Origin of the sequence: Amorphoplanes friuliensis DSM 7358, from assembly GCF_000494755.1 — a bacterium.
Classification (GTDB): domain Bacteria; phylum Actinomycetota; class Actinomycetes; order Mycobacteriales; family Micromonosporaceae; genus Actinoplanes; species Actinoplanes friuliensis.
Genome location: NC_022657.1, coordinates 1035188 through 1055766, shown reverse-complemented (window position 1 = coordinate 1055766; position 20579 = coordinate 1035188). Strand labels below are relative to the sequence as shown.

Sequence of the window (20579 nt, the reverse complement as noted above, 5' to 3'; positions counted from 1 at the left end):
CTGCCCTGACGGTACGTAAGTGCGCCGTCACGATCCAGTGCGTTATCTATCGACCGGTGTGAAATCCCAGACATGCGGCGCGCGGGCCGTCAGGTGCGGCGGAGGCGCCGGCAGGTCGGCGGGGGTGTTCCGCCACTTCGAGATGACGACGATGCGGTGGTCGGTCGACGAGAAGACGTCGCTCGACACGTGCGACGGCAGCACCTCGACCTGCGGCAACGCCACATCGCAGACCCAGGTCAGCAGCTCGTCGAAGCCGCTGCCGAGGGCGCGTACCTCCCACATGCGTGCGATCATGCTGCTTCCTACCCCGCCACAGTGACCGAGGTCAATGGCATGGCCGAATCGGCCGGCAGGTCGAGACGGCTCGGCGCGACCCCGGCGGCCACCAGGTGCGAGCCGAGCGCGGCGACCATCGCGCCGTTGTCCGTGCAGAGTCCCGGCCGCGGCACACGGACGCGGATGCCGAGCTTGGCCGCACGCTCCTCGGCGAGCACCCGCAGCCGTGAGTTCGCGGCGACACCACCACCGATGATCAGGGTCTCGACACCGTTCTCCCGGCACGCGTCCAGCGCCTTGGCGGTGAGCACGTCACAGACCGCGTCCTGGAAACTCGCGGCGACATCGGCGACCGGCACCGGCTCCCCGGCCCGCTCCCGGGCTTCGACCCACCGGGCGACCGCCGTCTTCAACCCCGAGAAGGAGAAGTCGAAACGGTGCTTGAGCTGGTCTTTCGGCGCCGTCAGCCCGCGCGGGAAGGCGATCGAGCCGCGGTCACCCTCACGGGCGAGCCGGTCGATGACCGGTCCACCGGGAAACCCCAGCCCGAGCAGCCGCGCCACCTTGTCGAACGCCTCGCCCGCCGCATCGTCGATCGTCGCGCCCAGAGGTGTCACCCCGGCGGTGAGATCGTCGACGAGCAGCAGCGACGAGTGCCCGCCGGACACGAGCATCGCGATGGCGGGCTCGGGCAGCGGGCCGTGCTCCAGCGTGTCGACCGCCACGTGGGCGGCCAGGTGGTTGACGCCGTAGATCGGCTTGTCGGCCGCGAGGGCGTACCCCTTGGCCGCCGCGACCCCGACGAGCAGCGCACCCGCGAGACCCGGACCGGCCGTCACCGCGATCGCGTCGATGTCGGCCAGGGTGACCTTCGCCTCGTCGAGCGCCCGCTGCATGGTCGGCACGATCGCCTCGAGGTGGGCGCGGCTGGCCACCTCGGGCACCACCCCTCCGAACCGCGCATGCTGCTCGACGCTGGACGCGAGCGCGTCGGCGAGCAGGGTGTTCCCGCGCACGATGCCGACACCGGTCTCGTCGCAGGAGGTCTCGATCCCGAGGACCAGAGGTTCGTCAGGCACTTCTCATCATCACCAGGGCGTCGGTGTTGCTGGGCTGGTAGTAGCCGCGCCGGAGACCGACGGGCTCGAAGTCGTAGGTCGCGTAAAGACGCTGGGCAGGAGCATTGTCGACGGCGACCTCGAGGAGCACCTTCCGCTTCCCGGCCTCCGCGAGCAGGGCCTCGAGCAGCTGCCGCCCGATGCCCCGCCGCTGCGCACCACGGTCCACGGCGATGTTCTGCACCCAGCTCTCGTCCTGGTCGACCACGGCCAGACCGGCGTACCCGAGCACCTTCTCGTTTTCCTCCGCGACCAGGTAAAAGTGCCGCTGCGCCAGCTCGTTCCAGAACATCGCAGCGGACCACTTCTCCGGCCCGAAAAGATCCTCCTCGAGCGCCAGCACCTCGGTGATGTGCCACCACCGGAACCGCGTGATCTCCATCAGTGCAGCACAGACTTGCGGGCGGCCGGCTCGACCGCATCGGGCCGCCGCAGGTAGAGCGGGGTCAGCACCTCCGACGCCGCACCCTCCCGGACCTTGGCGGCGGCGAGCGCGATCAGGGCCTCCCCCGGCGGGAACAGCAGCCGGTCGTCGATCGGCACCCCGAAGATCTCGCTGTACTTCAGCGACCCCTCACCGACGGCCCGGTCCGCCTCGATCCGCAGGTCGGCAGGCTTCGCCACGTCGGGATCGGTCACCCGAACACCATCGACATAGGTGGCAAAATAGACCTCACGACGCCGCGCATCGGTCGCGACCAGCACCCGTCCCGGCCCAGCGGCGCGCCCCAGAGCATCAAGCGAGCAAATTCCGTACGTAGGGATGCTCAGCGCCTGCCCCATGGCTGCCGCGGTCGCCAACCCCACCCGCAGCCCGGTGTACGGCCCCGGCCCGACCCCGGCGACGATCGCGCCCAGATCCCGCGCCCGCACAGCGGCATCCTCGAGCACCAGCTGCACCTGAGGCGCCAGCCGCTCCCCGTGGGCCCGAGGGTCGACGGTGCGGCGCTCCGCCAGCCCTCTCATCCCACCAGCACTGACCTCGCCCAGAGCGGCAGTGACCGCGGGCGTGGAGGTGTCCAGAGCAAGTACGAGCACGCCAAGAACCCTAGCCGCCCTGGCCCCGGCCAGCCGCCCGCCCCTGACCCGCACCGCCGGACCACCCGCCACCCTCCCGACCTGGCACGACACCACCCTGCCCGGATCCCGCCGCCGGGCCGTAGGCGGTCGCCGACCGTAGACGATCCACCGGCCGTAGGCGATCCGCCGGGCTGTTAGGCGATCCACCGGCCGTAGGCGGCCCGCCGGGCCGAAGCGGCCCACCAGGCCGAAGGTGCTCTGCCGGGCCGAAGGCGGTCCGCCGAGCCGAAGGCGGTCCGCCGGGCCGTAGGCGGTCCGCCGGGCCGAAGGCGGTCCGCCGAGCCGTAGGCAGTCCGCCGGCCGAAGGCGATCCGCCGGGCCCTCGGAGGTCCGCCGCGCCGTAGGCGATCCGCCGGCCGTAGGCAGTCCGCCGGCCGAAGGCGATCCGCCGGGCCCTCGGAGGTCCGCCGCGCCGTAGGCGATCCGCCGGCCGTAGGCAGTCCGCCGGCCGAAGGCGATCCGCCGGGCCCTCGGAGGTCCGCCGCGCCGTAGGCGATCCGCCGGCCGTAGGCGATCCGCTGGGCCCTTGGAGGTCCGCCGGGCCGTAGGCGTCAGGGTTCGGAATTGGTCAGGCGCGGGTGTCCCAGTTGATCAGGGGACGGCCGGCGTCAGCGAGGGCCTTGTTGGCCGCGCTGAACGGGCGGGAGCCGCGGAAACCCTTCGGGTTGAGCGGGCTGGGGTGCCCCGCTTCCAGGACCGCATGCACCGGGTTGGTGATCAACGCGGCCTTCTTGCGGGCATAACCGCCCCACAGCAGGAACACCACGCGCTCCTCGCGGGCGTCGAGCGCCCGGATGGTGGCGTCGGTGAACGCTTCCCAGCCCTTGTTCGCGTGCGACGCCGCCGCGGCCGCGCGGACCGTCAGGACGGCGTTGAGCAGGAGCACACCTTGCCGCGCCCAGCCGGTGAGGTCGCCGCTGGTGGCCGGCGGCACGTTGACGTCCTCGGCCAGTTCCTTGAAGACGTTGCGCAGCGACGGTGGGATCCGCACCCCCTCGCGGACGCTGAAGCTCAGCCCGTGGGCCTGACCCGGCCCGTGATAGGGGTCCTGCCCGAGGATGAGCACCCGGGTCTGCTCCGGCGGGCACAGCCTGTACGCCGCGAAGAGGTCCTCGATCGGCGGGTAGACCGTCTGCGTCCTGTACTGCTCGTCCACGAACGCGCTCAGCGACGCCGTGGCGTCCGCGTCGAGGAACGGGGTCAGCTCCGTACGCCAGGCGTCAGGAAGCAGGTCAGGCAGGTTCACATTTTCTCCAGTCGGGCGGCCCAGTCGCCGCCGCAGGGAACGAGGTCGATGATCCGGGTGTCGTCGTCGAGCCGGTCGATCCGGACGGCCAGGTATTCGTCGTTGAGCTGCTCCACCAGGCCCGCACCCCACTCGACCACGGTGACCGAGTCGTCCGCGGAGGCGTCGAGGTCGAGGTCGTCGATCTCGGCCCGCGGATCGATGGCATCCCCCAGCCGGTACGCGTCAGCGTGCACCAGCGCCACCGAACCGCCCCGCACGGGGTCGGGCCGGTGCACCCGGGCGATGACAAACGTCGGCGAGGTGATGGCGCCCAGGACACCGAGGCCGGCACCGATCCCCTGCACCAGCGCGGTTTTCCCGGCGCCGAGCGGACCCGTCAGCAGCAGCAGATCGCCGGGCCGCAACACGGCAGCGAGCCGCCGGCCGAACTCCTGCGTGTCCTCCACAGTGGCCAGCCGGATCCCGGTGGTGTTCATGAGATCTTCTCCAGGAACGGGATCAGCGCGGCGTTGACCTCGTCGGCCTTCTCGAGCATGACCACGTGCCCACTGTTGTCGATCTTCACGAGCTCCGCCTCGGGCAGGTGCCGGAGGATCTCCTCGGAATGCGTCACCGGGGTCAGATAGTCCTTGGTTCCGACCAGTACGAGCACGGGCACACCTCGCAACGCGGAGAGCGCCGGGAAACGGTTGTGCGTGTAGAGGGTGTGCAGGTATTTCGTGAGGGTCTCGACGGAGGTCTTGGAATTCATCTGCTCCACGAAGGTGACCAACGACGGACTCGGCCGGGCATCACCGAAGCCGTACCGGCGGGTCAGCAGCCAGGCCAGGTCCGAGGAGGCGTACCGCGCCTTGTCGATCGCGCCGCCGCCGAGCCGGGCCGCACCACCCCAGATCGGGAAGAACGGCGCGCTGGCCCGCGCGACCAGTGACTGGATCCCGAGCTTGGTCTTGTCGACCAGACCGGCCGAGGTCGACATCAGCACCACACCGGTCACACGGTTCCCGAACCACTCCGGATACTGCTCGGCGAACGCCATGATCGTCATGCCGCCCATCGAGTGCCCGACCAGAATGATGTGTCCATCGGGGACAGTCGCATCGAGCACCGCGGCGAGCGACTTGCCGAGCGCGGCGATGTCGTAGTCTCCGGACTGGAGCCGGCTGGACCGCCCGTGCCCGGGCTGGTCGTAGAAGACGAGCCGCTGATCACCGCGTTCGGTGAGAGCCTGCCGCTGGAAGTAGAACGTCCCCATGTCGAGCGCAAAGCCATGCACAAAAACAATCGTGGGTTTGCCGGCGTCCGTCCGCGGCTCCACGATCTCGACATGCAGATCGGTGCCGTCGGCTGCGGTGACGGTCAGCTCGGTGTCGAAACGCTGATCACCGAACCCCTCGTCGGCGTGCGGATCACCGGGCGCGTTGAGCGACTTGCGCACAAGCACCCGCTCAACGGCAAAGGCAGTGGCCAGGCCGGCCGCGGCAACACCGATGGCGGCGCCGACGATCCCGACCTGCTTGGCCCGCCGCCGCGGACCCGCCTTGACAGGCGGCTTGGCCTGACTCATGCGCCCTCCCCGCCCGAAGCCTCAGCAGGCAGAACCCCACCGTCCCGCCCCGATCCGAACGCCCCGCGCGCACCCAGATCAGCCCCGCCCGAGCCTGCGCCGCCCGGCAGAACGTCCGAGGCCCCTGCCCCGCGGCCCGACAGCAATACGTCCGACGCCGTCACCGCGCTCCCCGACGGCAAAGCTTCCGAGCCCCCCACCGCGACGCCCGACGGGGAAACGGCCGTAGCCCCCACCGCACCGCCCGACGAAGAACGTGCCGTAGCCCCCATCGCACCGTCCGACGGAGAAACGTCGGAGGTCCCTGCCGCGCGGCCCGACGGCAATACGTCCGACGCCCCCACCGCGCTCCCCGACGGCAAAGGCTCCAAGCCCCCCACCTCGCCGACCGACTGAGAAACGTCCGTGGCTGCTGCTGTGGGCGGCTCGGCTGGGAGGCCGGCGGTGCCGTCGTAGACGCGGGGGACGCGGGAGCCGCCGAAACGCGTCACGATCTCGTAGTTGATCGTGTCGATGGCGTCGGCCCAGTCGGTGGCGGTCGGCGTGCCGTTGTCGCCGGGGCCGAAGAGGACGGCCACGTCGCCTGCCGCGACCGGGTCGTCGCCGCAGTCGAGGATGATCTGGTCCATGCAGACGCGGCCCGCGATGGTCCGGGTGCGCCCGCCGAGCGAGACCGGGCCCACATTGGACGCGTGGCGGGGCACCCCGTCGCCGTATCCCAGCGGCACCAGGGCCAGCGTCGTCTCGCGCGACGTGTAATACGCGTGGCCGTACGAAACGCCTTGCCCGGCCGGGACCCGTTTGGTCAGCGTCACTCGGGCGCGGGCGGTCATAGCGGGGCGCAGACCGGTCTGGTGCTCACGGGGCAGCGGCGACAGGCCGTAGATGGCCACGCCGGGGCGGACCAGGTCGTAGTGGGCGTCGGGCCGGGTCAGCGTGGCCGCCGAGTTGGCGATGTGCCGGTAACGCGGCTCGATGCCGAACTGTTCGGCCGTCGCCAGTCCTTCGGCGAACACCGCCAGCTGGTGGTCGACGGTCTCGTGACCGGGCGAGTCGGCGTAGACGAAGTGGCTCCACACGCCCACGACGTCGATCTCGCCGTCGGCCTGGGCCTTGGCCGCCGCCTCGAGCAGCGCCGGCCAGTCGGCCGGGGTGGCGCCACCACGGGCGAGGCCAGTGTCGATCTTGAGGTGGGTCCGGGTCGGCCGCCCGGCGCGGCGCGCGGCCGTGACGAGCTCTCCCAGCTGGGCGAGGCTGCCCGCGTTGAGGTCGACATCGGCCGCCACACCCTCGTGCAGCGGCAGGCCTGGCGCCAGCAGCCAGGCGAGCACCGGCGCCGTGATGCCTTCCCGGCGCAGGGTCAGCGCCTCGTCGAGGGTGGCGACACCGAGCCAGGTCGCACCGCCGGCGAGAGCGGCGCGGGCGGACGGCAGCATGCCGTGCCCGTAGCCGTCAGCTTTGACCACCGCCATGACCTCTGCGGTGGTGCCCGCGCGCAGCGTCGCGACGTTGTCCCGGATGGCGTCCAGATCTACCCGGACCTCGGCCTGCCACATGCTCACCAGCCTACTGATCGGTATGACAGAACTGCGTCACAGCAGGTCCGCGAGCACCGGGCGCAACGCCGCGGCCACGTCCGGTGCGGTCACCGGTCCACCCTCCGCGGCGAGCCGGCCCGCAAGCCCGTGGGCGTAGGCCGCCATGATCGCCGCCCGCTCGGGCGGCAGACCGGCCGCCAGGAGCGAACCGAGCAGACCCGCGAGCACGTCGCCGCTGCCCGCGGTGGCCAGCGCGGAGCTGCCCGTCGGATTGACCCAGACCTCACCCGCTGGGGTCGCCACGATCGTCCGGTCGCCCTTGAGCAGCACCACGGCGTTGATCCAGGCCGCCAGCTTGCAGGCGGCACCGATCCGGTCCGCGCCTGGCCGCTCGAGAGCCAGCCGGGCGAACTCGCCGTCGTGCGGCGTGATCACCAACGGGGCATCCCGGCGCAGGTCGGTCGCGTGCTGGCCGTCCACGAGCAGCGTCAGCGCGTCCGCGTCGAGCAGCACGGGCAACGACGTGGCGAGGACGCTGCGCAGCTCGGTGCGGGCGCCGTCGTCGGTGCCGAGCCCCGAACCGCAGACCCAGGCCTGCACCCGGCCCGCGTCGGCAACCCGCTTGGCGGCGACAACCGACGGATGGTGCTGCACGACCTCGCTGTCGGCACTGCCCGCATAACGAACCATGCCCGTCGGGCCCGCGAGCGCACCGGCAACGGAGAGGATCGCCGCGCCGGGATAGGTCGCCGACCCGGTGGCCACACCGACCACACCGCGGCTGTATTTGTCCGAGCCCGGCCCGGTCCGCGGCCACCACTCGGCGATGTCGGCCGCGTCGGGTACGCGTACAGCAGGGTCGGCGTGCAGCGTCGCACCCAGGCCGATGTCGACGAGCTCGACGTGGCCCGCCAGGGCCGCGGCAGCACCGACCACGTGCGCGGGCTTGAGGCAGCCGAAGGTGACGGTGACGTCCGCCTGCACCGCGTCGCCGGGCACGTCACCGGTGTCGACGGCGACCCCGCTGGGCACGTCGACGGCCACGACCGGCGGCCTGGCACCGTCCCGGCCCCGAAGGTCGGACAGGCTCTTGACCAAGGCGGCTGCCGGCTCGCGCAGGCCACCGCTCGCCCCGATGCCGACGATGCCGTCGACGACCAGGTCGGCACGGGACGGAAGGCCGGCGACCGTGACACCGCCGGAGCGGCGCAGGGCGGCGAGCCCGGCGAGATGCACCCGCTCGGGGCTCAGGAGGATCGCTTTCACCGCCGCACCGCGGGCGGCAAGGGTGGCACCCGCATAGAGCGCGTCACCACCGTTGTCACCGCTGCCGACCAGCAGCACGACGGTCGAGCCGTAGACGCCACCGGACTCCCGCAGCAGCAGCGCGCACCGGCGGGCCAGACCGGCCGCGGCCCGCTGCATCAGTGTGCCCGGCGGCAACGTCGCCATCAGGGCCTTCTCCGCAGCGCGAACGTCCGCCACCCGCCATGCCTGCCGCATGCTGCAACTCCCTCCGCGCTCGGCGCGCGACGTAGATCAGGCCTCCGCGACCACCATCGCCGAGGCGATGCCGCCGTCGTGCGACAGCGAGAGGTGCCAGCGGTTGACACCTCGCTCGGCGGCCACCGCGGCGACCGTACCGGAGACGGTCAGCCAGGGTCGCCCGTCCGGATCGGTGACGACCTCGCAGTCGTGCCAACGCATCCCGACAGGCGCACCGAGAGCCTTGGCCACCGCTTCCTTGGCCGCGAACCGTGCGGCCAGTGACTCCGGTGATCGCGGGTTGCCGGACGAGGTCAGGCGCTCCGAATCGGTGAAGAGGCGGTCGGCGAGCAGCGGTGTGCGCTCCAACGCCCTCCCGAACCGCTCGACCAGCACGACGTCGATCCCGACAGACACGATCACAGGCCCAACCCTAGCGGCCCCGGCCCGCTCACGGTCCGTCGTGCGCCCTGCCTGTGGACAACCCGCAGCCCGTTGTCCACAGGGGCAGTTCCGCACCGCCGGACTCCCCTAACGTCTGCGGCCCGAACCGTTCCCACAGGAGGTTGCCGATGACGTCCGAGCTCGAGGTCGACACCGCGGCGGTCCGCGCCTGGGCGGCGGCGCTGTCCGGCACAGCTGCCCGGATCAGCAGCGCTCCCCCGTCGCCGCCGGGAGGGCCGCTCTGGTCCTCCACCGAAGCTGCCGTCGCGGCGGCCGACGCAGCGCAGGTGCAGGTGCGGCTGTTCGCCGACGCCGTCGCGGAGGCAGCACGCCAGGTGCGGGCGGCAGCCGACGACTACGACGACGCGGACGATCGTGCGGCCGCCCGGCTCCGGAAGATCCGATGACGGACGCTGCGGCACGGCTCCGGGCGACGGAGCCGGCGACCTGGCGCGACACCGCATCGGCCTGGCGTTCGTGGGCGTCCGCGGCGGGCCGGTGGGCTGCCGAGCTGCGCAGCCATGCGGCCCGGCTGGCGGCGATCTGGACCGGGTCAGCGGCCGCGGCGGTGACGACACGACTCATCCGGCTGATTCATCGGCTGACGGTGTTCCGGCTGGGGTGCTGGGCGGCTGACCAGGCGTTGAGCGAGTTCGCGGCGGATCTGGCCCGCGGCCGGGCGATGCTGGCGGCCGCCGGCGAATCCGGGGTGGCGAGGCAAGCAATCCTGTCGCTGGTCGCGCGCTCCGACGCCGCCACCTGCGAGCGCCTGAATGAGCAGGCCGACACCACCACGGCCGAGGTGGGGAGCACACCTCCGTGCACGGCGACGCCGGCGGAGGTCCAGCGCTGGTGGCAGACGTTGAGCCCGGCCCAGCGCCGCGAGATGCTCGCCACACGTCCTGGCTGGGTCGGGGCTGCTGACGGCGTACCGGCCGGGGTCCGGGATCTGGCCAACCGGCTGACCCTGGAGGAGGCGCCGGGCCTGGACCGGCTCAAGGAGCGGCTCGACGACGGGCGGTGGCCGCGGCCGTATTTGATGCAGCTCGACACCGCGCAGGACGGCCGGGCCGTGGTCGCGCTGGGTGATCCGGACCGGGCCGGTGCCGTGCTGACCCAGGTGCCGGGCATGACCGCCGACCTGGAGTCCTTCGGCAAGGAACTGGCGCGGGCCGAGCGGATCGCGGTTCGCGCGACGGAACTGACCCCGGGGGCTTCGACCAGCGCGATCCTGTGGCTGGGCTACGACGCCCCGGACTTCGTGGACGAGGCGGCGAACCGGTCCAGGGCCGAGGCGGGCGCCGCCGGCCTGCGACGGTTCCAGGACGGTCTGCGCGCCACGCACCTCGGTGAACCCGCGCACCAGACCCTGCTCGGGCACAGCTACGGCTCGCTGGTGGTGGGTGAGGCCGCGGCCGAGCGGGGCCTCGCCGCCGACGACGTGGTCTTCGTCGGCTCACCCGGCGTCGGGGTCGACTCGGCGGCCGAGCTGCACGGCGCGCCGGCCGGTCGGGTGTGGTCGTCGACCTCCTACACCGACGTCATCCAGTGGGCGGCCGTCTCGCCCAAAAGTCTGGTCGAGGACCTGATCGTCGGCCAGGCCGTGCCCGGCGGGGCTTTGACGGCCTTCGCCCGGCCCGAGAACGATCTCTTCTACGGCACCAACCCGAGTGACCCGGCGTTCGGAGCCCGCGTATTTGCGAGCCGGCCGGACGCCGGGCACGACGGTTACTGGAACGCCGGGAGTGAGTCTCTCGACACCCTCGCGGCCATCACAACAGGGCAGGGCGATGTCATTCCACGGTGACGGACTTCGCCAGGTTGCGCGGCTGGTCGACGTCGTAACCCCGGGCCGACGCGATCTCGCAGGCGAGGATCTGCAGCGGCACGGTGGTCATCAGCGGCGCGAGCAACGTCGGCGTACGCGGCACCTGGATCAGGTGGTCGGCGTAGGCGCGGACCTCCTCGTCGCCCTCCTCGGCGATCACGATCGTGCGGGCGCCGCGGGCGCGGACCTCCTGGATGTTGGAGACCACCTTGTCGCGCAGCACACCACGACCGGCGGGCGAGGGCACCACGCACACGACAGGTGTCCCCTCCTCGATCAGGGCGATCGGGCCGTGCTTGAGCTCACCCGCCGCAAAACCCTCGGCGTGCATGTAGGCGAGCTCCTTGAGCTTGAGCGCACCCTCGAGCGCGACCGGGAAGCCGACGTGACGCCCGATGAAGAGGACCGTCGACGCCGTCCGCAGATCGCGGGCCAGGGCGCGGACGTCCTCCATGCCGGCGAGCAGGTCGCGCAGGTTGTCCGGCGTGCGGCGGAGTCGCGACACGACGGCGGCGACCTCGTCGGCGTACATGACGCCGCGGATCTGGGCCAGGTGGAGCCCGATCAGGTAGCAGGCGACCAGCATGGTCAGGAACGCCTTGGTCGACGCGACAGCGATCTCCGGGCCGCCGTGGGTGTAGAGCACGGCGTCCGACTCCCGCGGGATCGTCGAGCCGTTGGTGTTGCAGATGGCCAGCACCCGGGCCTTCTGCTCCTTGGCGTGCCGCAGCGCCATCAGTGTGTCCATGGTCTCGCCGGACTGGCTGATCGCGATGACCAGCGTCGAGCGGTCCAGCACCGGGTCGCGATAGCGGAACTCGCTGGCCAGCTCGACCTCGCACGGGATCCGCACCCAGTGCTCGATGGCGTACTTCGCCACCATGCCGGCGTGGTAGGCCGTACCGCAGGCGATGATGAAGACCTTGTCGACGTCACGCAGGTCCTGATCGGTGAGGCGCACCTCGTCGAGCACGATGTCGCCACGCTCCGAGAGGCGGCCCAGCAGCGTCTCGGCGATCGCCTGAGGCTGCTCGGCGATCTCCTTGAGCATGAAGTAGTCGTAGCCACCCTTCTCCGCGGCCGAGGCGTCCCAGTCGATGTGGAACTCCTTGCCCGTGGCGGGCGCGCCGGTGAAGTCGGTGATCTCGATGCCGGCGGGCGTGATCAGGACAACCTGGTCCTGGCCCAGCTCGACCGCTTCGCGGGTGTGCTCGATGAAGGCCGACACGTCGCTGGCCAGGAAGTTCTCACCGTCGCCACGACCGACGACCAGCGGCGAGTTGCGGCGGGCGGCGACCACGGCATCCGGCACCTGCACGTCGACCGCGAGCAGGGTGAACGCGCCCTCGAGCCGGCGGACCGTGCGGCGCATGCCCTCGGCCAGCAGCTGCGGGCCGTCCTCGGCGCCGGACTCGCGCAGGGCGCGCATCTCGGCCGCCAGCAGGTGGGCGGCGCACTCGGTGTCGGTGTCACTGACGAACTCGACGCCGGTCGCCTCGAGCTCGGCGCGCAGGCGGCCGAAGTTCTCGATGATGCCGTTGTGGATCACCGCAACGCGGCCGTCGGCCGACACGTGCGGGTGGGCGTTGCGGTCGGTCGGGCCGCCGTGGGTGGCCCAGCGGGTGTGGCCGATGGCGGTGGGGCCCACCGCGATGCCGTCACCCGCCCGGTCCGCCAGCGCCTTTTCCAGGTTTGCCAGCTTGCCGGCCTTCTTCTCGGTCAGGATGACGGAGTGGTCGATGACCGCGATGCCGGCGGAGTCATAACCGCGGTACTCCAGCCGGCGGAGCCCGTCGAGGACGATTTGCAGAGCCGGCCGACTGCCGACGTAACCCACGATCCCACACATGTGGGGGAGCGTAGCGGACTTCCGCTCACGACTGCTGCGCAAGAACCATACTTTCGCGCATCACACGTGATCGAAAGGACCGTTCAGACCGCTGCGCACCGACCGGTGGGCTGGTCAGCAGCGCGTGTGACACGACCGGGTGATCCGGATCTGGCGCCGGTCGCGTACCGTCGGGCGGACGCCTGCTCTGGAGAGACTTTTGAGCTACCCACCGCCTTCGGACCCGACTCGCCAGTACCCCGGGGACGGCCCCGTGTCCGGGCAGCCGTGGTCCTCACCGTCGGGCGACCCCCTCGCGGCCGAGCCGTACCAGCCGCCACCGCCGCCCGCGCCCACGTTCCAGCCCGGGTACGCCTCACTGCCAACACCGAGCGAACAGGCCAGCGGGCCACCGGACGGCTACCCGCCGACCTCGATGTTCCCCGCCGACCCCGGGCAGTACCCGCCTCCGGGCTACCAGCCGCCGCTCGGTCAGGCTCCCCCGGGACAGATGCCGCCACCCGGGTACGGCCCGCCACCCGGCTACGGACCACCGCCCGGGTACGGCGCACAGCCGCCGCCCCCACCCAAGCGCAGCAACGCGCCGCTGATCGCCGTGCTCATCGCGGTGACCCTGCTGCTCTGCGCCGGTGGTGTGACCTCGGCCGTGATCCTGGTCAACAACGCGACGAACAAGGCCAAGGAGACGATCGACTCGCTCCCCCGGCCGACGTTGCCCACCGAACTGCCGACGGACCTGCCGACAGACCTCCCCACGGAGCTGCCGACCGACCTGCCCACCGGCCTGCCGAACCTGCCGGACGTCGACCCGAACCAGCAGATCGAGGTCGAGTACGAGGTCACCGGCGACGGTCCGGTCGAGATCGTCTACATGGAGGAGCTCGGCGGCGAGCCGCAGCGTGTCCGCAACGCCTCCCTGCCCTGGACCAAGAAGCTGACCATGAAGGGCTCCTCACTCGTCTCGGTGGTGGCCGTCCGCGGCAGCACCGAGGAGGGCGAGCTCAACTGCAGCGCCAAGGTCGACGGCGAGGAAGTGGCCCAGAAGAGCACCTCGGGCACCTTCATCACGGCGTCGTGCACCAAGGTCGTCTTCTGACGGAACGCCGCAGTCGTAGGCTGTCGGCGTGACGACGTCGACCCCGGCCGATCCCCTCGTCGGACGCATGCGCGCGTTCGGCACCACGATCTTCACCGAGATGTCCGCGCTCGCCGCGCGGACCGGCTCGGTCAACCTCGGACAGGGCTTCCCGGACACCGACGGGCCACCTGAGATGCTGGCTGCCGCCGCCGAGGCGCTGCGGTCGGGTGCCAACCAGTACCCGCCGCTGCCCGGCATCCCGGCGCTGCGAGCAGCCATCGTCGAGCACGAGCACCGCTTCTGGGGGCTGAGCCGCGACCCGGACACCGAGGTCGTCGTCACCGCCGGCGCCACGGAGGCGATCGCGGCCAGCATCCTCGGGCTGTGCGAGGCGGGCGACGAGGTTGTGTGCTTCGAGCCCTACTACGACTCGTACGCCGCGTCGATCGCGCTGGCCGGCGCGGTCCGGCGACCGGTGACCCTGCGACCTGGCCCGGACGGCCGCTACGGCTTCGACGAGGACGAGCTGCGGGCGGCCTTCGGCCCACGCACCCGGCTGATCCTGCTGAACACCCCGCACAACCCCACCGGCAAGGTCTTCACCGCCGACGAGCTCACCCTGATCGCCCGCCTCTGCCAGGACCACGACGTGTACGCCGTCACCGACGAGGTCTACGAGCACCTGGTCTTCACCGACGCCGCCGCACCGCACATCCCCCTGGCCGGACTGCCGGGCATGCGGGAACGCACCCTGCGCATCTCCTCGGCGGGCAAGACGTTCTCCTGCACCGGCTGGAAGGTCGGCTGGGCAACCGGTCCGGCACCACTGGTGTCGGCGGCACTGCGGGTCAAACAGTTCCTGACGTTCGTCAACGCCGGGCCACTCCAGCCGGCCGTGGCTGTCGCACTGGGCCTGCCGGACTCGTACTTCGAGGGCTTCCGCGCCGGCCTGCAGTCTCGCCGGGACCGGCTGGTGGCCGGCCTGACCGACGCGGGCTTTCACGTGCTGCCCTCGGACGGCACCTACTTCGTGACAGCCGACATCACCCCACTGGGCGGCACGGACGGCGTCGACTTCTGCCGGGCGCTGCCCGAACGCTGCGGGGTGGTGGCGGTGCCGACCCAGGTCTTCTACGACCACCAGGAGCAGGGACGCCACCTGATCCGCTTCGCCTTCTGCAAACGCGAGGACGTCATCGACGAGGCCGCCAAACGCCTCCGCACCCTCGCCTGACCAACCCGACCAAGCCCGCCTCCAGGCCGGACAAACCATGCCGCGCTCAGCGCGGGTCCGGGCCGGGCGCTGCGGTCCGGCTTGCTGCCTGGCCCGGTTGGGTGGGCTCGGAGCTTGCGGACTCCGGCCGCGGGCCTGGCCGGTTTGAGCACGGCCCGCGCCGGGCCGTGCTCAGGCGCGCCAAGCCGGAACCCACAAACGCCCAACCCGGCGGCGAGGTGTGGGCGCAGGTGGAGCAGAAGGCCGGCCAGGCGAGCCGGACCGCAGCGCCCCGGTCAGGCCGGGCTGGCTGTGCGGACTTCGTCGGCTACGCGTTCGGCGATGGTGCGGGCCTGGTCCTCGGTGGCGGCTTCGACCATGACGCGGACGAGGTGTTCGGTGCCGGAGGGGCGGAGGAGGACGCGGCCTGTCTCGCCCAGTTCGTTCTCGGCCAGAGCCACCGCGGCCTGCACGGTCGGGGCTGCGGCGCCGGCCTGGCGGTCCTTCACGGGCACGTTGATGAGGACCTGGGGAAGCTTGTGGAGCACGGAGGCGAGGTCGGCCAGGGACTTGCCGGACGACGCGATCGTGGCCATCAGGTGCAAGCCGGTCAGGACGCCGTCGCCGGTGGTGGCGTACGCGGGCATGACGATGTGGCCGCTCTGCTCGCCGCCGAGGGCGAAGCCGCCGGAGGCGAGTTCTTCCAGGACGTAGCGGTCGCCGACCTTGGTCTCCAGGAGGCGGATGCCGGCCTGCTTCATGGCCAGGCGGAGGCCGAGGTTGCTCATGACGGTCGCGACGAGGGTGTCGTCGGTGAGGGTGCCGGCGTCGCGCATGGCCAGGGCCAGGATCGCCATGATCTCGTCGCCGTCGACCACGTCGCCGGCGGCGGTCACGGCGAGGCAGCGGTCGGCGTCACCGTCGTGGGCGAGGCCCAGGTCGGCGCCGTGTTCGAGGACGGCCTCGCGGACGGCTTCGAGGTGGGTCGAGCCGCAGTTGTCGTTGATGTTGAGGCCGTCCGGCTCGGCGTGGATCTTGATGACCTCGGCGCCGGCTTCCTCGTAGGCGGTGGGGCCGACCTCGCTGGCCGCGCCGTTGGCGCAGTCGACGACCACCTTGACGCCGTTCAAGGGGTGAGGCGTCGCTTCGAGCAGGTGCTTGATGTAGTGCTCGGCGCCGTCGAGCAGGTCGTGCACGCGGCCGACACCGGCGCCGGTCGGGCGGCCCACCAGGCCGTGCCCGTCCGCGATCGCCTTCTCGATCTTCTCCTCGAGCTCGTCCGGGAGCTTCTGGCCGCCCGGGGCGAAGAGCTTGATGCCGTTGTCCGGCATCGGGTTGTGCGAGGCGGACAGCATGACGCCGAGGTCCGCTCCGGCCTGGCCGACGAGGTAGGCGACCGCGGGTGTCGGCAGGACGCCGACCCGGACGACGTTGGCTCCGGCGCTGGTCAGGCCGGCGACGACCGCGGCCTCGAGCATCTCTCCGCTGGCGCGGGGGTCGCGGCCCACGATCGCCAGCGGCTGGTGGCTGGCGTCGCTCTCGATGAGGACCCGGGCGGCCGCGACGGCGACCGACAGGGCCAGTTCCGGGGTGAGGACATCACCGTTCGCGAGGCCGCGGATGCCGTCCGTGCCGAAGAGTCGCCCCATGGCGGTCGTTTCCTTTCGCCGGCCTCCTGCCCCACTCGCGGAGTGGCGGACCGGTGCAGTTTGTGGGGAGGGAAACGCGAACGGCCGGGCACGCCCCGAAGTGAGGGGGCGCACCCGGCCGTCCGGTCAGACGTGGTGCAAGACGAGCGCTGCGATCAGCGCTTCGAGTACTGCGGAGCCTTACGGGCCTTCTTGAGACCGTACTTCTTGCTCTCCTTGACGCGGGAGTCCCGGGTCAGGAAGCCGGCCTTCTTGAGGGCCGGACGGTCGTCCGGGTCGTTCGTGATGAGCGCACGGGAGATGCCGAGGCGCAGCGCGCCGGCCTGACCGGTGATGCCGCCACCACGCAGGTTGGCGACCACGTCGAACATCTCGGGCTTCTCGGCGGTGGCGAGCGGCTCACGGATGAGCTGCTGGTGCACCTTGCTCGGGAAGTAGGCCTCGAGGTCGCGGCCGTTGCAGGTGATCTTGCCGGTGCCCGGCACGAGGCGCACGCGGACGATGGCCTCCTTGCGGCGGCCCACGGTCTGGATCGGACGGTCACCCGGACGGGGAGCGCGAACGGCCGGCGCCGGCGCCTCGACGACCACAACGGTCTCAGCCGGGGTCTCGGCGGAAGCCTCGGCCGGGGTCTCGGCAGGGGCCTCAGCGGGAGTCTCGGCGGGGGCCTCAGCGGCGGGCTCCTCGACGGTCTCGACGACCTCGGGCTCGACGATGTCGGTCATGCTGTTTCCTTCGCCCGCGCTCACTGCGCGATCTGCTTGATTTCGAACGGCACCGGCTGCTGCGCGGCGTGCGGGTGCTCGGCGCCCGGGTAGACCTTCAGCTTCTTGAGGATCTGACGGGCCAGCTTGTTGTGCGGGAGCATGCCCTTGACGGCCAGCTCGACCGCGTGCTCGGGGCGCTTGGTCAGCAGCTCCTCGTAGCGGACCTGCTTGAGACCGCCCGGGTAACCGGAGTGACGGTAGGCGACCTTGGTCTGCCGCTTGTTACCGGTCAGCGCGACCTTGCCGGCGTTGATGATCACCACGAAATCGCCGGTGTCGACGTGCGGGGCGAACGTGGGCTTGTGCTTGCCGCGCAGGAGCGTGGCGGTGTGGGTGGCGAGCCGGCCCAGAACGACGTCGGAAGCGTCGATGATGTGCCACTGACGCTCGATCTCACCCGGCTTCGGGCTGTACGTACGCACAGAATTACCTTGTCTCGTCGTCGGTCTGGGGGCGCGCGCTGGTCGCAAAACGCACGAACATCGAGCGTACCCGAAGGGACACGCTCGCAGCTGTCGCACAACAGCAGGCAACAATACCCGCCTGCGCGGCGCGCGGTCAAAACGGGCGGTGGGCCCGTCGAGCAGACGGGACCGGATAACGTAGCGCCACCAGTTTAGGCGGTGACCCACGGCACGCCGACACGGGGTTGCGTGATTCCACCCACGGTGGTGACCAGCGTGCGTGAATGCCTCTTAGCAGGTTCGAAACATACGGGACCCGGATCGGAAATTACCCCCCGGCACGCTTCCCGACATGGCGAGTGGTGCGGTCACCTCGACGATGCGGCCAGGGCTCCGGCCCGGTGGCGCGTCCGGGCGCATCACCCACGAGCCGCCGCCAGGGTTGAGGACGGACCTGGCGGTGCCCGCCGGACCGGTAACACGGTCCGGCAAAGGGAAGCCGCGGCGTGTGCCGGCCGGAGGTATGGCGGAGAACGCAGGCGTGACATGGGAGCGGGTCGACGCCGAGGACGGCGGTCTCCGAGCGTGCCCTTCGGTGGACCGGTCGGCCACGCCGCGGCTTTCTGAAAACTCTCCCTGCGCCCAGGCGCAGGGAAACCCTCCCCGCGCTCAGGTGCAGGGAGATCCTCCCGGCGCTCAGGTGCAGGGAAACCCTCCCCGCGCCCAGGCGCAGGGAAACCCTCCCAGCACTCAGGTGCAGGGAAACCCTCCCCGCGCTCAGGTGCAGGGAGGGCGGACCGCCGGATGACGACGGACCGCACCGGGGAGAAGCGCAAAACCGTGATCACGGCCTCGGCTCTCACGGAGCCGACGGCATCACTGTCCGGCTACACGATCGGCGTAACTTCCGACCGCCGCCGCGACGAGCTCGCCGGTCTCCTCGAACACCGCGGAGCCCGTGTCGTGATCGCCCCGGCTCTCCGCATCGTCCCGATCGCCGACGACGCCGAGCTCCGCGCGGCCACCCGGGCCTGCCTCGAGACACCTCCGGACATCCTGCTGGTCAACACCGGTATAGGCATGCGCGGCTGGCTCGAGGCGGCCGAGGGCTGGGGGCTGGCCGAGCCGCTGAGGGTGGTGCTCTCCCGCGCGTACCTGGTGGCCCGGGGTCCCAAGGCCCGCGCGGCGATCAGGTCGGCCGGTCTGCACGACCAGTGGTCTCCCGAGGGTGAGAGTTACGAAGAGGTCGTGGAGCATCTGACGGCCCGTGGCATCGCCGGTCTGACGGTGGCCATGCAACTGCACGGTGAGAGCCAGCCGGAGTACACGGAGGCCCTGCGGTCCACGGGCGCCCGTGTGATCGAGGTTCCGGTCTACCGCTGGGCGCCCCCGGTCGACCCGGCGCCGCTGCACCGCCTGGTCGATCTGATCACCAGCCGTCTGGTCGACGCCGTGACCTTCACCTCGGCCCCGGCGGTCGCCGCCCTGCTGCGGGCGGCCGGTCCGAGCACCGACACCCTGCTGGAGGCCCTGCGCGGCGACGTCCTGACGGCCTGCGTCGGCCCGGTGACGGCTGCTCCCCTGCGCCGCCACGACATCCCGGTCGTCACTCCGGCCCGGGCGAGACTGAGCGCACTGGTCCGCACGATCGTCGACGAGTTGCCCCAACGGGCCATGAAGCTCGAGGTCGCCGGCCACTCCCTGGTCCTGCGCGGCCACGCGGCGATCGTCGACGGCGACCTGAAACCGCTCGCCCCGGCACCGATGGCTGTTCTCCGCGCGCTGGCGGCGACACCGGGCCGGGTTCTCTCCCGCGCCGCGCTGCTGCGCACGCTCCCCCGGGGCGCCGACGAACACGCGGTCGAGATGGCCGTGGCCCGTCTCCGCGCCGGCCTGGGCACCCCAGGGGTGGTCCAGACCGTCGTCAAACGCGGCTACCGCCTGCCCGCCTGACCGTTCCTCAGCACGACAAAGGGATGGACCGCACGATCGCGACCCATCCCCCGTGACAACGAACGGTCAGCCGACGGTGGCGGGGAATCCGCGGCCCTGCTCGGCGACCAGCGTGCGCATGGCGTGCTCGACCACACCGACCAGGACGGACTTCACCGAGTCGCGGTGGCGGGCGTCGCACATGATCAGTGGCACGTGGGGCGCGATCGCCAGGGCTTCACGGATCTCCTCCGGCTCGTACCGGGGTGCACCGTCGAAGCAGTTGAGCGCCACCAGGTAGGGCAGGTGACGGTTCTCGAAATAGTCGAGCGGCGCGAAGGCGTCGGAGATGCGCCTGGTGTCCACCAGGACGGCCGCGCCGACGGCACCTCTGATCAGCTCGTCCCACATGAACCAGAAACGGGTCTGGCCGGGCGTGCCGAAGAGGTACAGGATCAGGTCGTCGGCCATCGTGATGCGGCCGAAGTCCATGGCGACCGTGGTGGTCTCCTTGCCGGGCACCTTGGACGCGTCGTCGATGCCCTGCCCCGCCGAGGTCATCACGGCCTCGGTGGTCAGTGGCTCGATCTCGGAGACCGCACCGACGAGGGTCGTCTTGCCCACGCCGAACCCGCCGGCTATGACGATCTTCGCGGAGGTGATCTCCTTGGGTTGCGCCCCCGCCCGCTCAGAGCTTGCGAAGTCCACTCAACACCCTTTCCAGCAGATCCATCCGCTCCGTGAAGCCTTCCTTGGGAGCGGCACTGTGCAGCGACAACAGCCCGTCGGCGACCATGTCGGCGACGAGCACCCGGGCAACACCCAGCGGGAGCCTGGAGTAGGCCGCGATCTCGGCCAAGGACTGCGCCCGCGGCTCGCACAGCACGGCGATGCGGTACTTGTCGTGCCCGGCGAACCGGGCTTCCTGAACGGCGGCCTGACTGGCGACCAGAACCGCCTCGATGGGGATGTCGCGACGCGGCTCCGTCCGGCCCCGGGTGACCGCGTACGGACGGACCAGGTTGCCCCGGGGGTCGTTGGGCTGCCCCATCGTGCGGTCACCTCCTTCCGGCTCTCAGCTGCGTTGCGGGGTGGTACG

Annotated in this window: 20 protein-coding genes and 1 pseudogene; 5 read left to right on the top strand and 16 right to left on the bottom strand. The window is 71.3% G+C overall.

Annotated elements, in window-relative coordinates; all coding sequences use genetic code 11:
• Positions 1–42: 42 nt before the first annotated feature.
• The 10 genes and pseudogenes from AFR_RS04925 to AFR_RS04880 form a co-directional block, all read right to left on the bottom strand.
• The gene (locus tag AFR_RS04925) at positions 43–297 is read right to left on the bottom strand and encodes a hypothetical protein (protein ID WP_023358306.1); all 255 of its coding nucleotides are present in this window, start codon (positions 295–297) and stop codon (positions 43–45) included.
• 8 nt (positions 298–305) lie between these two features.
• Complete coding sequence (gene tsaD, locus AFR_RS04920) at positions 306–1358, bottom strand: tRNA (adenosine(37)-N6)-threonylcarbamoyltransferase complex transferase subunit TsaD (protein WP_023358304.1); 1053 nt, start codon at positions 1356–1358, stop codon at positions 306–308.
• Positions 1351–1779: a ribosomal protein S18-alanine N-acetyltransferase gene (gene rimI / locus AFR_RS04915; protein ID WP_023358302.1), complete on the bottom strand. Its 429-nt coding sequence runs from the start codon at positions 1777–1779 to the stop codon at positions 1351–1353. Before rimI ends, tsaD begins: the two co-directional genes overlap by 8 nt.
• Positions 1779–2435, bottom strand: coding sequence for a tRNA (adenosine(37)-N6)-threonylcarbamoyltransferase complex dimerization subunit type 1 TsaB (gene tsaB, locus AFR_RS04910; protein WP_041841796.1), 657 nt, complete (start codon positions 2433–2435; stop codon positions 1779–1781). The genes rimI and tsaB overlap by 1 nt, the downstream gene beginning before the upstream one ends.
• 610 nt (positions 2436–3045) lie before the next feature.
• A complete protein-coding gene (locus tag AFR_RS04905; protein ID WP_023358298.1) occupies positions 3046–3723 on the bottom strand; it encodes a uracil-DNA glycosylase in 678 nt (225 codons plus the stop codon).
• On the bottom strand, positions 3720–4202 hold the full coding sequence (gene tsaE, locus AFR_RS04900) for a tRNA (adenosine(37)-N6)-threonylcarbamoyltransferase complex ATPase subunit type 1 TsaE (RefSeq protein WP_023358296.1): 483 nt from the start codon (positions 4200–4202) through the stop codon (positions 3720–3722). The genes AFR_RS04905 and tsaE overlap by 4 nt, the downstream gene beginning before the upstream one ends.
• Positions 4199–5293 carry an alpha/beta fold hydrolase gene (locus AFR_RS04895; RefSeq protein ID WP_023358294.1) on the bottom strand — a complete coding sequence of 365 codons (1095 nt, stop codon included), beginning with the start codon at positions 5291–5293 and terminating at the stop codon, positions 4199–4201. The genes tsaE and AFR_RS04895 overlap by 4 nt, the downstream gene beginning before the upstream one ends.
• 446 nt (positions 5294–5739) lie before the next feature.
• Positions 5740–6849, bottom strand: a pseudogene (gene alr / locus AFR_RS04890) (alanine racemase); the annotation flags it as partial.
• 36 nt (positions 6850–6885) lie between these two features.
• Entirely contained in the window at positions 6886–8334 is a 1449-nt protein-coding gene (locus AFR_RS04885; protein WP_041840606.1) for a bifunctional ADP-dependent NAD(P)H-hydrate dehydratase/NAD(P)H-hydrate epimerase, read from the bottom strand.
• Between the two features lie 36 nt (positions 8335–8370).
• Positions 8371–8739: a holo-ACP synthase gene (locus tag AFR_RS04880; RefSeq protein ID WP_023358288.1), complete on the bottom strand. Its 369-nt coding sequence runs from the start codon at positions 8737–8739 to the stop codon at positions 8371–8373.
• Between the two features lie 149 nt (positions 8740–8888).
• Between AFR_RS04880 and AFR_RS04875 the strand changes: the two genes are divergently transcribed.
• Positions 8889–9167, top strand: coding sequence for a type VII secretion target (locus AFR_RS04875; protein WP_023358286.1), 279 nt, complete (start codon positions 8889–8891; stop codon positions 9165–9167).
• Positions 9164–10567, top strand: a complete 1404-nt coding sequence (locus AFR_RS04870; protein ID WP_023358284.1) for an alpha/beta hydrolase — start codon at positions 9164–9166, stop codon at positions 10565–10567. The genes AFR_RS04875 and AFR_RS04870 overlap by 4 nt, the downstream gene beginning before the upstream one ends.
• Here AFR_RS04870 and glmS read toward each other — a convergent pair.
• Positions 10554–12437, bottom strand: a complete 1884-nt coding sequence (glmS, locus tag AFR_RS04865; protein ID WP_023358282.1) for a glutamine--fructose-6-phosphate transaminase (isomerizing) — start codon at positions 12435–12437, stop codon at positions 10554–10556. The two genes, AFR_RS04870 and glmS, sit on opposite strands and share 14 nt — an antisense overlap.
• A 253-nt stretch (positions 12438–12690) precedes the next feature.
• Here glmS and AFR_RS44800 point away from each other — a divergent pair, with 253 nt between their 5' ends.
• Both AFR_RS44800 and AFR_RS04855 read left to right on the top strand, forming a co-directional pair.
• Positions 12691–13533, top strand: a complete 843-nt coding sequence (locus AFR_RS44800; RefSeq protein WP_023358280.1) for an MmpS family transport accessory protein — start codon at positions 12691–12693, stop codon at positions 13531–13533.
• 67 nt (positions 13534–13600) lie between these two features.
• Positions 13601–14749: a pyridoxal phosphate-dependent aminotransferase gene (locus tag AFR_RS04855; protein ID WP_052359649.1), complete on the top strand. Its 1149-nt coding sequence runs from the start codon at positions 13601–13603 to the stop codon at positions 14747–14749.
• A gap of 275 nt (positions 14750–15024) precedes the next feature.
• Here AFR_RS04855 and glmM read toward each other — a convergent pair whose 3' ends face one another.
• The 3 genes from glmM to rplM form a co-directional block, all read right to left on the bottom strand.
• A complete protein-coding gene (gene glmM / locus AFR_RS04850) occupies positions 15025–16377 on the bottom strand; it encodes a phosphoglucosamine mutase (RefSeq protein WP_023358276.1) in 1353 nt (450 codons plus the stop codon).
• A 155-nt stretch (positions 16378–16532) separates the two neighbouring features.
• Positions 16533–17102, bottom strand: coding sequence for a 30S ribosomal protein S9 (gene rpsI / locus AFR_RS04845; RefSeq protein ID WP_023358274.1), 570 nt, complete (start codon positions 17100–17102; stop codon positions 16533–16535).
• 20 nt (positions 17103–17122) lie between these two features.
• Positions 17123–17566 carry a 50S ribosomal protein L13 gene (rplM, locus tag AFR_RS04840; RefSeq protein ID WP_023358272.1) on the bottom strand — a complete coding sequence of 148 codons (444 nt, stop codon included), beginning with the start codon at positions 17564–17566 and terminating at the stop codon, positions 17123–17125.
• Positions 17567–18352: 786 nt separating this feature from the next.
• Here rplM and AFR_RS04835 point away from each other — a divergent pair.
• Complete coding sequence (locus AFR_RS04835; protein ID WP_023358270.1) at positions 18353–19501, top strand: uroporphyrinogen-III synthase; 1149 nt, start codon at positions 18353–18355, stop codon at positions 19499–19501.
• Positions 19502–19567: 66 nt separating this feature from the next.
• Here the strand turns inward: AFR_RS04835 and AFR_RS04830 are convergent, their stop codons facing one another.
• Both AFR_RS04830 and AFR_RS04825 read right to left on the bottom strand, forming a co-directional pair.
• On the bottom strand, positions 19568–20188 hold the full coding sequence (locus tag AFR_RS04830; protein WP_023358268.1) for a GTP-binding protein: 621 nt from the start codon (positions 20186–20188) through the stop codon (positions 19568–19570).
• Entirely contained in the window at positions 20169–20531 is a 363-nt protein-coding gene (locus AFR_RS04825) for a DUF742 domain-containing protein (protein ID WP_023358266.1), read from the bottom strand. The genes AFR_RS04830 and AFR_RS04825 overlap by 20 nt, the downstream gene beginning before the upstream one ends.
• Positions 20532–20579: the final 48 nt, after the last annotated feature.

What these genes read in the sequence shown, in the direction of transcription:
- AFR_RS04925 (WP_023358306.1), bottom strand. Translation starts at nt 297, where the DNA reads ATGATCGCACGCATGTGGGAGGTACGCGCCCTCGGCAGCGGCTTCGAC.
- AFR_RS04835 (WP_023358270.1), top strand. Translation starts at nt 18,353, where the DNA reads ATGACGACGGACCGCACCGGGGAGAAGCGCAAAACCGTGATCACGGCC.
- glmS (WP_023358282.1), bottom strand. Translation starts at nt 12,437, where the DNA reads ATGTGTGGGATCGTGGGTTACGTCGGCAGTCGGCCGGCTCTGCAAATC.
- tsaE (WP_023358296.1), bottom strand. Translation starts at nt 4,202, where the DNA reads ATGAACACCACCGGGATCCGGCTGGCCACTGTGGAGGACACGCAGGAG.
- AFR_RS04895 (WP_023358294.1), bottom strand. Translation starts at nt 5,293, where the DNA reads ATGAGTCAGGCCAAGCCGCCTGTCAAGGCGGGTCCGCGGCGGCGGGCC.
- AFR_RS04825 (WP_023358266.1), bottom strand. Translation starts at nt 20,531, where the DNA reads ATGGGGCAGCCCAACGACCCCCGGGGCAACCTGGTCCGTCCGTACGCG.
- rimI (WP_023358302.1), bottom strand. Translation starts at nt 1,779, where the DNA reads ATGGAGATCACGCGGTTCCGGTGGTGGCACATCACCGAGGTGCTGGCG.
- AFR_RS04875 (WP_023358286.1), top strand. Translation starts at nt 8,889, where the DNA reads ATGACGTCCGAGCTCGAGGTCGACACCGCGGCGGTCCGCGCCTGGGCG.
- rpsI (WP_023358274.1), bottom strand. Translation starts at nt 17,102, where the DNA reads ATGACCGACATCGTCGAGCCCGAGGTCGTCGAGACCGTCGAGGAGCCC.
- glmM (WP_023358276.1), bottom strand. Translation starts at nt 16,377, where the DNA reads ATGGGGCGACTCTTCGGCACGGACGGCATCCGCGGCCTCGCGAACGGT.
- AFR_RS04885 (WP_041840606.1), bottom strand. Translation starts at nt 8,334, where the DNA reads ATGCGGCAGGCATGGCGGGTGGCGGACGTTCGCGCTGCGGAGAAGGCC.
- AFR_RS04870 (WP_023358284.1), top strand. Translation starts at nt 9,164, where the DNA reads ATGACGGACGCTGCGGCACGGCTCCGGGCGACGGAGCCGGCGACCTGG.
- AFR_RS04855 (WP_052359649.1), top strand. Translation starts at nt 13,601, where the DNA reads ATGCGCGCGTTCGGCACCACGATCTTCACCGAGATGTCCGCGCTCGCC.